We start from the raw sequence: 14,030 nt of genomic DNA, 5'->3' as shown, positions 1-14,030 counted from the left end.
CAGTTTCGAGATGCCGGCCCTTGTCCGGCCGGCTGCCTCGTGGCTAACACAGGGCTTTGAAATCGAAAGCATGGAAATCGCGATGACGACTTCGGTCCTGTTCGTTTGCCTAGGCAACATCTGTCGCTCGCCGCTCGCGGAGGGCGCGATGCGGCGGCTGGCGGAGGCGGAAAGCGCGGCGCTCGAGATCGACAGCGCGGGGACGGGCGACTGGCACATTGGCCACGCCCCCGATCCGCGCGCGCAGGCGGAGGCGCTGCGAAGGGGCCTCGACATTTCGATGTTGCGCGCGCGGCAGGTGACGGAAGAGGACTTCCACCGCTTCGACCATATCGTGGCGATGGACGCGAAGAACCTCGCAGACCTGCTCGCCATGCAGCCGGATGGCGCGCGGGCGGCGCTGTCGCTGCTGCTCGACCATGCCGAGGGTGGCGATGTGCCGGACCCCTATTACGGCGGCGACGAGGGCTTTGCCGAGACGTTCCAGCTCGTGGAAGATGGTGTGCGCGGGCTGCTTCAGGCGATCAGCGGCCAGCGCGCGACGACGCTGTAGTCCGCGCCCTCGGTGGTGAGGCGGCTTTCGAACAGGCTGATCGCGTCCACGCGGAACGATACAGGCGGGAAGCCCTCGCGCAGGAAGGCGTCGAGCGGACCCGCCGTGCCGGAGAAGCGGGCGAGCGTGATGTGCGGCAGGTAGCTTCGCGTTTCGGGTGCGATGCCGACAAGCTGGAGCGCGCGGTCGACCTTGTTATGCAGCGCCTTCACCGGCTCCTGCGGTTCGACGCCGACCCACAAGGTTTCGATGCGGGCCTTGCGCTCGAAGATGCCCGTGCGCGCCGTGGAGAGGTCAAACGCGCGCGCGCGGATCTTCGCCAGCGCTTCGGCGACGGCATTTGCTGTGTGCGTGTCGACCGTGCCCACGAAGCGCAGCGTCAGGTGAAGCTGATCCTCGCTCTGCCAGCGCGCGCCGAGCACGCCGCCGATGCGCGCCACGAGCGCGTCCTTCACCGCGTGCGGCAGGTCGATCCCCACGAACAGCCTGTGCACTAGCGGAGCGCCGCCTCGACGCTCGGCAAGATGCCCTGCACGATCACGGAAACGCCCTTCGGATTGGGGTGCATGCCGTCGCCGAGCAGTAGCGCCTTGTTGGCGACGACGCCCTTCATGAAGAACGGGTAGAGCGGCACGGCGTGCTTCTTCGCGAGCGCCGGGTACATGCCGTTGAACTCCGCCGCATAGGCCTTGCCCATGTTGGGCGCGGCGAGCATTCCCGCGACGAGCACCTTGCTGCCGCGCTTCTTGAAGTCGGCGATCATCGCATCGAGATTGGCACGCGCCTGCGCAGGCGGCAGGCCGCGGAGCATGTCGTTGGCGCCGAGGCCGAGGATGACGAGATCGGGCTTTGTTTTGAGCCCGCCGAGCACCCACGCCATGCGCGCCTTGCCTGCGGCCGTGGTGTCTCCCGAGACGGCGCCACTGACCACGCGCGCCGCAATGCCTTTCGCCTTCAGCGCCTTTTCCAGCTGGGGCGCGAAGCCTTCGCCGGGCTTCAGCTGATACCCCGCCATCAGCGAATCGCCGTAGGCAACGATTGTACGCGTTTCTGCAAAGGACGGACTCGCGCCGACAAACAGCAGAAAAGCGGCAATCACGGCTTGGACAATGCGCGTGGCATCCCCATACATACGAAACATGCTCCAACCGGACAAAGCGGATCCCCTTGAACGATATCTCCTCGGCGCCCTCCAATATCGTGATTGATGCGCGCGATGTCACCCTCACGCTCGGCGAAGGCGCGGGCGCGGTCGAAATCCTGCGCGGCGTCAGCCTTTCCGTGGCGCGCGGCGAAAGTGTTGCGATCCTTGGGCCTTCGGGGTCCGGAAAGTCGTCGCTGATGGCGGTACTCTCCGGCCTCGAACGCGCCAGCGGCGGGCGGATCGGTGTTGCGGGGCAGGATTTCGGCACGCTCGACGAAGACGGGCTCGCCCGCGCGCGGCGCGGCCGCATCGGCATCGTGCTGCAGGCGTTCCACCTGCTGCCGACGATGACCGCGATTGAAAACGTCTCCATACCGCTGGAACTTGCCGGGATTGCGGATGCGGATGCGCGTGCCCGCGCCGAGCTTGAGGCGGTCGGCCTCGGCCACCGGCTGACGCACTATCCCTCGCAGCTTTCGGGCGGCGAGCAGCAACGCGTCGCCATCGCGCGCGCCACGGCGCCGCGCCCTGGCATCCTCTTCGCCGACGAGCCCACGGGCAACCTCGACGCCGCGACCGGCCACGAGATCGTCGAGCTGCTGTTCGAACGGCAGCGCGCGCAGGACACCACGCTCGTGCTCATCACCCACGACACCGAACTTGCCGCGCGCTGCGGCCGCATCGTCGAGATGCGCGACGGGCAGATCGTGCGCGAGACCGTCGCTTGAACCTTCCCCTCAAGCTGGCGCTGCGCGACCTGCGCGGCGGCCTTGCCGGGCTGCGGCTGCTCGCGGTCTGCCTGTTCCTCGGCGTTGCCGCGCTCGCGGGTGTCGGCAGCCTTTCCACCGCCATCGTCACCTCCCTTTCCGAAAAGGGCCAGTCGATCCTCGGCGCCGATGTCGAGGTGATGCTGACGCAGCGGCAGGCGAGCGAGGCCGAACTGGCGGCGTTCCGCGGCTTCGGCCGTGTCGGTGAGGTCGTCCGGATGCGCGCGATGGCAAGCCGCCTCGATGGTGCCGAAAGCGTTCTTGGCGAACTGAAAGCCGTCGACGGCACCTATCCCTTCTATGGCAGTGTGCGCCTCGCAGGCAGCCTGCCCCTTGCCGATGCGTTGAAGGCGAGCGGCCTCGTCGTCGATCAGGCCGCGCTCGACCGGCTCGGCGCACGCATTGGCGACAGCGTGACGATCGGCGACGCCCGCGTGCGGATTACCGGCGTGCTCGCTGAGGAGCCCGATAAGGTCGGCGAGGGCTTCACACTCGGGCCGACGCTTCTGATGTCGCTCGAAACGCTGGATAAAACCGGCCTCCGCCAGCCGGGAAGCCTTTATCGCACGCACTACCGTTTGAAATTGCCCTCGAATGCCTCCCCTGAATCGGTGACGGAGGCGCTGAATGAGCGCTTCCCGGATGCGGCATGGCGCATACAGGACCGCTCGAACGGTGCGCCCGGCACACGGCGTTTCATTGAACGGCTCGGCCAGTTCCTGACGCTCGTGGGTCTGACGGCGCTGCTCGTCGCCGGTGTCGGCGTCGGCAACGGTGTCGGTTCCTATCTCGACGGCAAGACGCGCTCGATCGCAGCGCTGAAAAGCGTCGGCGCGGATTCGCGCACGATTTTCCGCATCTACATGATCGAGGTGGGGCTGATCGCGCTCGGTGCCGTCGTCCTCGGCGCGGTGGCAGGCGCGTTCGTACCCGCGATCGTCGTGGCCTTCGCGGGCGATGCGCTCCCGGTGCCGCCCGAACTCGGCGTCTATCCCGTGCCGCTGATCACTGCGATCCTCTATGGCCTGCTTGCGGCGGCGGCGTTCGCGATCTGGCCGCTCGCGAAGGCGCGGGACGTTCCCGCCGCCCGTCTGTTCCGCGCCGGTGTCGAGCGCACCCAGCGGCCGCCGCTTGAAGTTGTCCTGCTCAGCCTCGGCGCAGCGCTGGTCATCGCTGCCATCGCTGTCGTGCAGGCGCGCGAGCCGCTGTTCGCTGCCGTGTTCATCGCCGCCGCGCTCGGCCTCATGGCCCTGCTTGCAGTGCTTGCGCTCGGCATCCGGGCGCTTGCGGCACGCCTGCCGCGACCGAAGCAGCCGCTCCTGCGGCTTGCGCTCGGCAATCTGCACCGGCCGGGATCGATGACGCGGCAGCTCGTCGTCGCGCTCGGGCTCGGGCTCACGCTGTTCGCGACGCTCGCCGTTATCGAAACCAATCTTTCGCGCCAGATCGACGAGGCGCTGCCGCGCGAGGCGCCGAGCCTGTTCGTGGTCGATATTCCCGCCGGGGAAGCCGCTGCGTTCCGAAAGACCGTGCTCGACGCCGTGCCCGGCGCCGCGATCCGAACCGTGCCGTCGCTGCGCGGGCCGGTCGTGGCTGTGAACGGCACGCTCGTTTCGGAAATGAAGGACATACCCGAAGGCGCGTGGATCCTGCGCGGCGACCGGGGGCTCACCTATTCGGCGGCGCTGCCCGACGGAAACCGCGTCGTCTCCGGCAAATGGTGGCCGGAGGACTACAGCGGGCCGCAGCTCGTTTCGATGGACGCCGAGGTCGGCGAGGCGCTTGGACTCAAGGTCGGGGACAGTATCACTGTCTCCGTGCTTGGCGTCGATCTTCCCGCGACCATCGCAAGCTTCCGCGAAATCAACTGGGATTCGCTCGGTTTCAACTTCGCGCTCGTCTATTCGCCCGGCCTCATCGAAAGCGCGCCGCACAGTTCCATGGCGACAGTCACCGTCCCGCCCGAAGAGGTGCCCACCGTGTCGCGCGCCGTCGTGCGGGCGTTCTCGTCGGCTTCGGTGATCCGTGTCGGCGATGTGATTGAAAATGCCGGCGCGCTGCTCGGCCAGATGTCGTCGGCGGTGCGTGCGGCCGCTTCTGTCGCGATCGCTGCGGGGATCGCCGTCCTCGTCGGCGCGATCGCGGCGGCGCGGCGCGCGCGCATCTATGATTCGGTGATGCTGAAGGTGCTCGGCGCCACGCGGGGGCAGGTTCTGCTCAGCCTGCTCGCCGAATATGCGCTGCTCGCGCTCATTCTCTCCGCCATCGCTTTCGGCCTCGGTACGGCGGGCGGCTGGTATGTGGTGACACAGGTGTTCGAGCTGGAATGGCTACCCGTCTGGCAGCCCGTGATTCTTACCGTCGTGCTCGGCGCGGCGGCGATTCTTCTGCTCAGCCTCGTGGGGTCGTGGAGTGCGCTCGGCGCCCGCCCGGCACGCGCGCTCAGAAATCTATAGTGAATCCGTCCGGTTTTCCTTGAAGCCGAGGCCAATCCACACGATATTGCGGGGGCAAGCCGGATGACCCGGCGAATGGGAGAGTGAATAACATGGTGAACCAGACGGATCCTCGCCTGGCTTACGGTCGCCCGGCGACAACGGCCGAAGGCGTCGCTTTCGACGCCGGCCTTCGCAAATACATGCTGTCGGTCTACAATTACATGGCCTCCGGCGTGCTGCTTTCCGGCATCGTGGCGCTGCTGTTCGCGAACAGCGGCATGGCCGCGCAAGTCTTTTCGCAGGGCGGTTTGCTCGCGTGGGTGCTGATACTCTCGCCGCTCGCCTTCGTAATGGTGCTGAGCTTCGGCATCAACAAGCTGTCCACCCCGGCTGCACAGGGCGTTTTCTGGGCCTTCGCTGCGGTGATGGGCCTCTCGATGTCCACGATCTTCCTGACCTACACGGGCACGTCGATCGCGCGCATGTTCTTCATCACGGCGGGCGCGTTCGCGGGTCTCAGCCTGTTCGGCTACACGACGAAGAAGGACCTGTCGGGTTTCGGCACGTTCCTCGTGATGGGCCTCATTGGTCTCATCATCGCGAGCGTGGTGAACATGTTCCTCGGCTCGTCTGTGATGCAGTTTGTCATCTCGGTGATCGGCGTGCTGATCTTCGCGGGCCTGACGGCGTATGACACGCAGCGCATCAAGAACATGTACTTCCAGGTCGCGGGCAGCGACTTCATTGGCAAGGCCGTGGTGATGGGCGCTCTGTCGCTCTACCTCGACTTCATCAACATGTTCATGTTCATGCTGCAGCTGTTCGGAAGCCGCGAATAGCATTTTCGCAGCTACAGACTGCAAAAAGGCCCGGTACGTTTCGACGTGCCGGGCCTTTTCTTTTGGCGCTCCGCATGGCTAGACCTTGCCCCTGAAAAGACACGCAAGGGAGATCGGCATGGCGGAGACAATCGCATTCATCGGGCTCGGCAACATGGGCTCGGGCATGGCCGTGAACCTTGCGAAGGCGGGATACGCGGTGCGCGCCTTCGATCTCAGCGCCGATGCGCTCGCCCGCGCGAAGGGCGATGGCTGTGCCGTCGCCGCAAGTGCCGCGGAGGCGGTTTCGGGCGCGGACGCGGTCGTTACGATGCTCCCGGCGGGCAAGCACGTCGAAGCCGTCTACAATGGCGAAGTGTTCGGCGCGGCGAAACCGGGCGCCCTGTTCATGGATTGCTCGACGATTGACGTGGTGACGGCGCGCAAGGTCGTCGAGGCGGCAACCGCGAAGGGCTTCGCGATGGTCGATGCGCCGGTTTCGGGCGGCGTTGCGGCGGCCTCGGGCGGTACGCTCACCTTCATGGTCGGCGGTACAGGCGATGCGTTCACGCGCGCCGAGCCGATCCTGTCGCGCATGGGCAAGGCGGTGATCCACGCCGGCGGGGCGGGCGCGGGGCAGGCCGCGAAGATCTGCAACAACATGCTGCTCGGCATCTCGATGATCGGCACGTGCGAGGCGTTCGCGCTCGCGCAGAAGCTCGGTCTCGATCCGCAGGTCTTCTTCGACATCTCCTCGAAGGCGAGCGGCCAGTGCTGGTCGATGACGAGCTATTGCCCGGTGCCGGGCCCGGTGCCCGCCGCACCGTCCAACCGCGACTACGAGGGCGGCTTCGCCGCCGCGCTGATGTTGAAGGATCTGAAGCTCGCCATGGAGGCCGCTGCCGCGTCGAACGCGGCGACGCCCCTCGGCGCGCAGGCCGAGGCACTCTACCAGACCTTTTCGAACCTCGGGGGTGCGGCGAAGGACTTCTCTGGCATCATAAAGCTGCTCGACGGCAGCTGGCGCGCCTGATCCCTCAGTGCATGGCCCGGCGGGCTTTCGGCGCGCCGGAGCGCAGCGCTCTCAGCGCATTCTCGCGTCGCTCGGCGTCGATCGCCAGCCTTGGGATCAGCGTTTTCAAAATCGGACGCAATCCTCCGAACTGCAGTTGGGGTGCGATCGCGAAGCAATAGGCGTTCGATTCCAGCACGACCGGGCCGTCGGGCGTCAGCGAAATGTCTAGACCGGGCAACGGAAGCTCGGGCATGGCCTCGGTCGCGGCGCGGGCCAGGTTCAATATGTCATCCCAGTAGGGGATGCGGAAGCCGGTAAGCCCTGCGCCCGTAAGAGCGTGCGTTTCGTATGTGTTCAGGCGGATTTGATCGCCGGGGTCGCGCCCATAAGAGTGCGTGATACAACCGTTTTCGGGATCGACGAAGCAGAGCAGATGGCCGGTGGTGCCGTCGTGGAAGTTGTCGGCGAGCGCCGGGGTCGTCATCACCTTCTGAATCGTACAGAAAATCTCGATCCCGGTGTGGGTGCGCGCCGTGTAAACGCGCGTTGCAGCAAGCCCGAGATCCGCGGTGATCGGGGCCAGCGCGGGGTGGTTGCGAAGTTCGGGGCTGACCAGCGTTCCCGACCGGTCGTCCTGCGCGAGCAGATGCTCCGCGAAAGCGGCCGCCGACATCGAAATATCACCGACGCGCCAATGCGCACCGTCACGGTGCGCACGGAAAACGCCGTTCCCGAATGTACCCGTCGCGGGCTTGCAGAACAGGCAGTCCGGCGCGCCTTCAAGCCACCGTCTCAGTGCCGCCGCATCGTTGACAACCGGGAGGCGTCCGCTTGCCGGATGCCGGTCGGTGTCGCGTCCGGCGACCACATAAACCGGGGCGACCGGCACACCTCGCTCCATCAGCCGCTCGGTGCTCAGCACCTTGTCGTTCACAAGCCGGGCAAGTTGCTCCGGATGAAGCGCGCGCATGATCCGCCGCATGTGCGGCACATCACTCAGATAGTCGCGCCATGTCGAAGCCGGGCGATGTCGCAATTCGAAATCGAAGAAGTCGCGCGGTCCCAGGCCATGCCGTGCGCGGCACCATCCGAGCTTTGCGGCGACCATCGGCAGCGACCGCGGCTCGCGGCGCAGCAGTTCGCGCAGCGCGCGCGGGTAATCATGCCAGGGCCCCCGTGCCTTCATCGGCGAAGTTTGCGTGCGAGAGATGCGGCGGGCAATCGCTCTGTGCGCTGCAACGCATTGTTTTCAGGACGAACGGACGGCGCCGCCGCCGCGGTCGGGCTAAAGCGCTTCGATAGTCTTCAGGAAGCGCTCCGGATCGCCGTCGCGCAGGTCTTCGATCGCGGCATCAAGCTCGTCCTCATCGATGCGGGCACCCGTTTCGGCCGCCTCGACGCGTTCGGCGACACCCTCCAGGCGCGTCTCGAGGGCTGCTCCGATACGCTCCATCTTGGCGTCGATCTCATCGGTCTTTGCATCGATCGTGATCGCGGCTTCGTGGTCGTCGGAAATGAGGCTGAAGCCGGGTCCGTCGATGTTGGAAAGCAGCAAGAGCGCACCGAGACCGCCGAGAACGATCATCAGGTTCCGGCGGTTGATCGGCTTGTCTTCGCCCGTCTGAGGCTCATCATGCATCGACGGTTTTCTTACCGCCCTTCGCCTCGCCCGTCTTGCCCTTTTTGGCGGCGCGCGGCTTCGGTGCCGCCGCGATGATCTCGAACGTCGGCTGGTCGTCCTTGATGTGGACCACGACCTCGCCGCCGTTCACCAGCTTGCCGAACAGCAGTTCTTCCGCGAGCGGCTGCTTGATCGTGGTCTGGATGAGCCGGGCGAGCGGGCGCGCGCCATAGAGCCTGTCGTAGCCGCGATCGATCAGCCAGCGCTTTGCCTCGTCCGAAAGCTTGATGTGGACGTCGCGGTCCGCGAGCTGCAGTTCGAGTTCGAGGATGAACTTGTCGACGACCATCGCGACGACCGGCGTGGGCAGGTAGCCGAACGGCACCGTCGCATCGAGGCGGTTGCGGAATTCGGGCGTGAACATGCGCTTGATCGCCTCCTCGTCCTCGCCCACGCGTACCGTGGAACCGAAGCCGATGCCTTCCCGCGCCATGTCCGACGCGCCCGCGTTCGTCGTCATGATGAGGATGACGTTGCGGAAATCGACCATCTTGCCGTGATGATCGGTGAGCTTTCCGGCGTCCATCACCTGTAGCAGGATGTTGAACAGGTCCGGGTGCGCCTTTTCGATCTCGTCGAGCAGCAGCACCGAGTGCGGGTTCTGGTCGACAGCGTCCGTCAAAAGCCCGCCCTGATCGAAGCCGACATAGCCCGGAGGCGCGCCGATGAGGCGGCTCACCGAGTGGCGCTCCATATATTCGGACATGTCGAAGCGCTGCAGCGGGATGCCGAGGATCGCGGCGAGCTGGCGTGCCACTTCGGTTTTGCCGACGCCGGTGGGGCCGGAGAACAGGTAGTTGCCGATCGGCTTGTTCGGCTCGCGCAGCCCCGCGCGTGACAGCTTGATCGCCGACGAAAGCGTCTCGATCGCCTTATCCTGCCCGAAGACGACGCGCTTCAGGTCCTGCTCCAGCGTCGCCAGCACCTTCTTGTCGTCCGACGACACGGACTTCGGTGGGATGCGCGCGATTGTCGCGACCACAGCCTCGACGTCCTTCACGCCGATCACCTTCTTGCGCTTGGCGGGCGGCAGCAGCATCTGCGAGGCGCCCACTTCGTCGATCACGTCGATCGCCTTGTCGGGGAGCTTGCGGTCGTTGATATAGCGCGCCGACAGTTCCACCGCCGTCTTCACGGCTTCGTTGGTATAGCGGACCTTGTGGTGCTCCTCGAAATAGGTCTTGAGGCCGAGGAGGATGCGCACGGTATCCTCGATCGAGGGTTCCTTCACGTCGATCTTCTGGAACCGGCGCAGGAGGGCGCGGTCCTTCTCGAAGTGGTTGCGGAACTCCTTGTAGGTCGTCGAGCCGATGCAGCGGATCGCGCCGCCCGAAAGCGCGGGCTTCAGAAGGTTGGACGCATCCATCGCGCCGCCCGAGGTGGCCCCGGCGCCGATCACGGTGTGAATCTCGTCGATGAACAGGATCGCATCGGGCATCTTCTCGAGCTCGTTGACGACGCCCTTCAGCCGCTCCTCGAAATCGCCGCGATAGCGGGTACCCGCGAGCAACGCCCCCATATCGAGCGCGTAGATCACAGCGTCTTTCAGCACATCGGGCACATCGCCCTCGACGATCTTGCGCGCGAGGCCTTCCGCGATGGCGGTCTTGCCGACGCCGGGGTCGCCCACATAGAGCGGATTGTTCTTGGAACGGCGGCAGAGGATCTGGATCGTGCGATCGACCTCGGCGGCGCGACCGATCAGTGGGTCGACTTTGCCCGAAAGCGCCTTGTCGTTGAGGTTGACGCAGAACTGCTTGAGCGGGGAATCCGCGGGCTTCTTGGCATTGCCCTTGTCCTTCGCCTCCTCGGCGGGCTCGTCTGCCCCGCGCACCGCGCGCGGCTCAGAGAGCGACGGCGATTTGGCGATGCCGTGGCTGAGGTACGATACAGCGTCGAGTCGCGTCATGTCCTGCTGCTGCAGGAAATAGACGGCGTGGCTCTCCCGCTCCGAAAATAGCGCGACGAGTACGTTGGCGCCCGTCACCTCGTCGCGTCCCGAAGACTGCACGTGCAGGATCGCGCGCTGCACGACGCGCTGGAAGCCCGCCGTGGGATTGGGATCGACCTGGTCGCCCACGCGCAGCGGCTCCAGCTCCTTGTCGAGATAACCGGTCAGTTCCTCGCCGAGCTGGTCGAGATCGACGCCGCAGGCCTTCATCACCGCGGAGGCGTGACTGTCGCCGATCAGCGCGAACAGCAGGTGTTCGAGCGTGGCATATTCATGCCGCCGCCGGCTCGCTTCGGCGAGGGCGTTGTGAAGCGTGTGCTCGAGCTCGCGGGCAAAGGCCGGCATTCGTCACTCCTGCGATGCGGCGAAACATCCGCCGCCTAATGTGAAGATCAGGGACGATTGGCAAAACATCAAGGGGGCAATGTGCGGCCATGCCCGCGGAAACCACGTTTTCCGCGGCTTAGGCAAACTTCCTGACATCGTCGTCGTGGCCGCCGAAATCGTCGGTGACGGCCATTTCGCCAAGCTTGCGGTAGAGCGTCGAGCGCCCGATGCCGAGGCGGCGGGCAACTTCGCTCATGCGGCCGCGGCAATGGTGGATCGCCTTGCGGATGATCTCCGCTTCCAGATCCTCGAGGCGGCGGAGCTTGCCGTCGTCGCCGAACAGCGAAACCTCGGCTGAAAGGTCGGAAGAAGCGGCGCGTGCCGGTGCCTGCTGCGCCGTCCGCCTGGGCGCGGTGGCGCCTGCAAGTTGCGGGAAGTCGAGCGCCGTGAGCCTCGTGCCCTCGCAGAGCACGGCGGCGCGGAACAATGCATTCTGGAGCTGGCGGACGTTGCCCGGCCAGTCGTAGGCCTCAAGGAGCGCGAGCGCGTCGTCCGAAAGATCGCGGGCGTTGACGCCTTCCTCGGCGCCAAGGCGGCGGACGAAATGGCGCGCGAGCGCCGCGATGTCGCCGCGCCGGGCGCGAAGCGGCGGGATCGTGACAGGCACGACGCCGAGGCGGTAGAACAGGTCCTCCCGGAAGCGGCCCTCGCGGACCTCTTCGGCGAGATCGCGGTTGGTCGCGGCGATCAGGCGGACGTCGACGGTTATATGACCCCGGCTACCGACAGGCTCGATCTGCCCGGTCTGCAGCGCGCGCAGCAGCTTCACCTGCGCATCGAGCGGCAGTTCGCCGATCTCGTCTAGGAATAGTGTGCCGCCGTCCGCCTCGCCGAAGCGCCCGACGTGCTTTTCGATGGCGCCGGTGAAAGCGCCCTTTTCGTGACCGAACAGCACCGATTCGACGAGATTCGCCGGGATCGCGCCGCAGTTGACGATGACGAGCGGCTTGTTTCTGCGCGGCGAGGCGGCGTGGACCGCCTGTGCGACGACCTCCTTGCCGACGCCGCTTTCGCCCTCAACGAGGATCGGCACGTTCTTCTGCGCGGCCTTTTCGGCCACCGCGAGCGCGGCGCGGAAACCCGCGTCGCTGCCGACGATCTCGGCGAAGCCAAGCGAGTCTGGCAGCTTTTCCGTAAGCGGACGCAGCTCGCCGCCGGGCGTCTTCTGGTCGAGCGCGCTTGCCAGTGCACGCGTGATCCTGTCCGCACTGGCCGGTTTGAGCAGGAAATCGCTCGCGCCTGCGCGCATCGCCTCCACGGCCGTGGAAACGCTCGAATGGGCGGTGAGCATGATGACGGGGAGCAGCGGGAATTGCGGGCGCAGTTCACGCAGCACCTCGATTCCGGTTTTTCCCGGCATGTTGTAATCAAGGATCACTGCGTCGATGGCTTTGGCGCGCGGGCCCGTCAGCAGATCGAGCGCCGCCTGGCCATGCTCGGCCTCCAGAGTCGCATAGCCTGCGCGCGCCGCCACGGTTTCCGTGATGCGCCGCTGGCCCGACTCGTCGTCGACAACAAGGACGGTCTGCTTTGCCAAATGCCGAATCTCTGCTTCTCGAAAATGACCCGTCTGTCTCGTTACGGCACATCCCATTGCCGTCAGGTTAAGATTTTGACCCGTTTTTTGCTTCACAGTTGGCTGTGTGTTGGTATGAACGGGCGGAATTGGGTCCGGATTGGGGGACGTTTGAGATGGCGCAGAACAGCACGTACACCGACAAGGCGATGAAGGATCACGCGAAGACCTACACGGGTTTTCTTGCGATGATGAAGTACGGCACGGGCTTCATCGTGCTCGTGCTGCTCGGCATGCTCCTCTTCCTCTATAACTAGGATTCCCATGACGAATCCGGTTCGGATCGCGGTCCTTGGTGAGACCGCCGATTTTGAGCGCCGCGTCGCTGCCAGCCCGGAGACGGTGAAGAAGTTCATCGGGCTCGGCGCTGCAGTTGCCGTGGAATCGGGCGCCGGTCTCGCGTCGGGCATTGCGGACGCCGATTATGCGGCGGCAGGTGCCGAGGTGGGCCCTCGCGCGTCCGTCCTCAGCGGTGCTGGGATCGTGCTTGGCGTGCAGGCGCCGGAGCCGGCTTCGCTTGCGGGCGCGGCGCCCGGTGCGCGCGTGGTTGCGATGCTCGCCCCTGCAGCGAACCCGGAGCGGGCGAACGCCTATGCGGCGGCGGGCTTCGAGGCGCTTGCCATGGAGCTGATGCCGCGCATCACGCGCGCGCAGTCGATGGACGTGCTCTCCTCGCAGTCGAACCTTGCCGGCTACAAGGCGGTGCTGGACGCGGCGGCGGAATACGGCCGCGCCTTTCCGATGATGATGACGGCGGCGGGCACGGTTTCGGCCGCGAAGGTGTTCATCATGGGCGTGGGCGTTGCGGGGCTCCAGGCGATCGCGACCGCGCGGCGCCTCGGCGCGCAGGTCTCGGCGACCGACGTGCGCTCGGCGACCAAGGAGCAGATCATGTCGCTCGGCGCCAAGCCGATCTTCGTCGAGGCGGTGAAGGGTATCGAGGGCGAAGGCTCGGGTGGCTATGCCACCGAGATGTCCGACGAATACAAGGCGGCGCAGGCCGAGCTGGTGTCATCGCATATTGCCAAGCAGGACATCGTGATCACCACCGCGCTCATCCCGGGCCGCGCGGCGCCGCGCCTCGTCAGCGACGCGCAGCTCGCGACGATGCGGCCGGGCAGTGTGCTCGTCGACCTCGCGGTCGAAGCCGGGGGCAACGTCGAAGGTGCCGTGGCGGGCGAGATCGTGGTGAAGCACGGCGTCAAAATCGTCGGGCACAGGAACGTGCCGAGCCGCCTGGCGGCGGACGCCTCGCTGCTCTACGCGCGCAACCTGTTCAATTTCCTGTCGGCGTTCTGGGATAAGGACACGAAGGCGCCCGTGCTGCCCGACGACGACGAGATCGTGAAGGGCGTGCGGCTGACCAAGGACGGCAAGGCCGTCCATCCGGTGCTGGGGGGAGCATAGGTCATGGACTTCATTTCGATCCTGTCGATCTTCGTGATGGCCTGTTTTGTAGGCTATTACGTGGTCTGGTCGGTCACGCCGGCGCTGCACACGCCGCTGATGGCGGTGACGAACGCGATCTCCTCGGTGATCATCGTGGGTGCGCTGATCGCGGCGCTGGCCGCCGGTTCGGGGCTTGCCAAGTGGCTCGGTCTCGTCGCCGTTGCGCTCGCCAGCGTCAACATCTTCGGCGGCTTCGCGGTGACGCAGCGGATGCTCGCCATGTACAAGAAAAAAGAGAAGAAGGGCTGAGC

14 protein-coding genes are annotated in these 14,030 nt (G+C 65.9%); 8 read left to right on the top strand and 6 right to left on the bottom strand.

Going from position 1 to position 14,030, the window contains the following annotated elements; genetic code table 11:
- Positions 1–82 precede the first annotated feature (82 nt).
- On the top strand, positions 83–553 hold the full coding sequence (locus AAC014_RS00745) for a low molecular weight protein-tyrosine-phosphatase (protein WP_339702932.1): 471 nt from the start codon (positions 83–85) through the stop codon (positions 551–553).
- Here the strand turns inward: AAC014_RS00745 and thpR are convergent.
- Both thpR and AAC014_RS00735 read right to left on the bottom strand, forming a co-directional pair.
- Positions 517–1,047, bottom strand: a complete 531-nt coding sequence (gene thpR / locus AAC014_RS00740; RefSeq protein WP_339702929.1) for an RNA 2',3'-cyclic phosphodiesterase — start codon at positions 1,045–1,047, stop codon at positions 517–519. The genes AAC014_RS00745 and thpR overlap by 37 nt on opposite strands.
- Positions 1,047–1,694, bottom strand: a complete 648-nt coding sequence (locus AAC014_RS00735; protein ID WP_339702926.1) for an arylesterase — start codon at positions 1,692–1,694, stop codon at positions 1,047–1,049. Before AAC014_RS00735 ends, thpR begins: the two co-directional genes overlap by 1 nt.
- A gap of 35 nt (positions 1,695–1,729) precedes the next feature.
- On the opposite strand from AAC014_RS00735, the gene AAC014_RS00730 reads away from it, so the two are divergent.
- From AAC014_RS00730 to mmsB, 4 genes are all read left to right on the top strand, one after another.
- A complete protein-coding gene (locus AAC014_RS00730; RefSeq protein ID WP_339703933.1) occupies positions 1,730–2,425 on the top strand; it encodes an ATP-binding cassette domain-containing protein in 696 nt (231 codons plus the stop codon).
- Complete coding sequence (locus AAC014_RS00725) at positions 2,422–4,920, top strand: FtsX-like permease family protein (protein WP_339702923.1); 2,499 nt, start codon at positions 2,422–2,424, stop codon at positions 4,918–4,920. Before AAC014_RS00730 ends, AAC014_RS00725 begins: the two co-directional genes overlap by 4 nt.
- A 92-nt stretch (positions 4,921–5,012) precedes the next feature.
- Complete coding sequence (locus AAC014_RS00720) at positions 5,013–5,741, top strand: Bax inhibitor-1/YccA family protein (RefSeq protein WP_339702920.1); 729 nt, start codon at positions 5,013–5,015, stop codon at positions 5,739–5,741.
- Positions 5,742–5,859: 118 nt separating this feature from the next.
- Positions 5,860–6,753, top strand: coding sequence for a 3-hydroxyisobutyrate dehydrogenase (gene mmsB / locus AAC014_RS00715; RefSeq protein ID WP_339702917.1), 894 nt, complete (start codon positions 5,860–5,862; stop codon positions 6,751–6,753).
- A gap of 4 nt (positions 6,754–6,757) precedes the next feature.
- Here mmsB and AAC014_RS00710 read toward each other — a convergent pair whose 3' ends face one another.
- From AAC014_RS00710 to AAC014_RS00695, 4 genes are all read right to left on the bottom strand, one after another.
- The gene (locus AAC014_RS00710) at positions 6,758–7,921 is read right to left on the bottom strand and encodes a sugar-transfer associated ATP-grasp domain-containing protein (RefSeq protein WP_339702914.1); all 1,164 of its coding nucleotides are present in this window, start codon (positions 7,919–7,921) and stop codon (positions 6,758–6,760) included.
- 99 nt (positions 7,922–8,020) lie between these two features.
- A complete protein-coding gene (locus tag AAC014_RS00705) occupies positions 8,021–8,374 on the bottom strand; it encodes a hypothetical protein (RefSeq protein WP_339702911.1) in 354 nt (117 codons plus the stop codon).
- On the bottom strand, positions 8,367–10,712 hold the full coding sequence (gene clpA, locus AAC014_RS00700; RefSeq protein WP_339702908.1) for an ATP-dependent Clp protease ATP-binding subunit ClpA: 2,346 nt from the start codon (positions 10,710–10,712) through the stop codon (positions 8,367–8,369). The genes AAC014_RS00705 and clpA overlap by 8 nt, the downstream gene beginning before the upstream one ends.
- Before the next feature lie 118 nt (positions 10,713–10,830).
- Positions 10,831–12,300, bottom strand: coding sequence for a sigma-54 dependent transcriptional regulator (locus AAC014_RS00695; protein WP_339703931.1), 1,470 nt, complete (start codon positions 12,298–12,300; stop codon positions 10,831–10,833).
- A 146-nt stretch (positions 12,301–12,446) separates the two neighbouring features.
- Between AAC014_RS00695 and AAC014_RS00690 the strand changes: the two genes are divergently transcribed.
- From AAC014_RS00690 to AAC014_RS00680, 3 genes are read left to right on the top strand one after another with little or no spacing between them, the layout of a single operon-like run.
- Positions 12,447–12,587 carry an aa3-type cytochrome c oxidase subunit IV gene (locus AAC014_RS00690; protein WP_121050326.1) on the top strand — a complete coding sequence of 47 codons (141 nt, stop codon included), beginning with the start codon at positions 12,447–12,449 and terminating at the stop codon, positions 12,585–12,587.
- A 7-nt stretch (positions 12,588–12,594) separates the two neighbouring features.
- Positions 12,595–13,737, top strand: coding sequence for an NAD(P) transhydrogenase subunit alpha (locus AAC014_RS00685; protein ID WP_339702900.1), 1,143 nt, complete (start codon positions 12,595–12,597; stop codon positions 13,735–13,737).
- Between the two features lie 3 nt (positions 13,738–13,740).
- Positions 13,741–14,028 (top strand): NAD(P) transhydrogenase subunit alpha, encoded by a 288-nt coding sequence (locus AAC014_RS00680; RefSeq protein ID WP_293784110.1) that lies wholly within the window; start codon positions 13,741–13,743, stop codon positions 14,026–14,028.
- Positions 14,029–14,030 lie beyond the last annotated feature (2 nt).

The sequence above is a fragment of the uncultured Sphingosinicella sp. genome (assembly GCF_963974575.1).
Lineage (GTDB): Bacteria > Pseudomonadota > Alphaproteobacteria > Sphingomonadales > Sphingomonadaceae > Sphingosinicella.
This window is presented reverse-complemented; position numbering and strand designations above follow the sequence as displayed.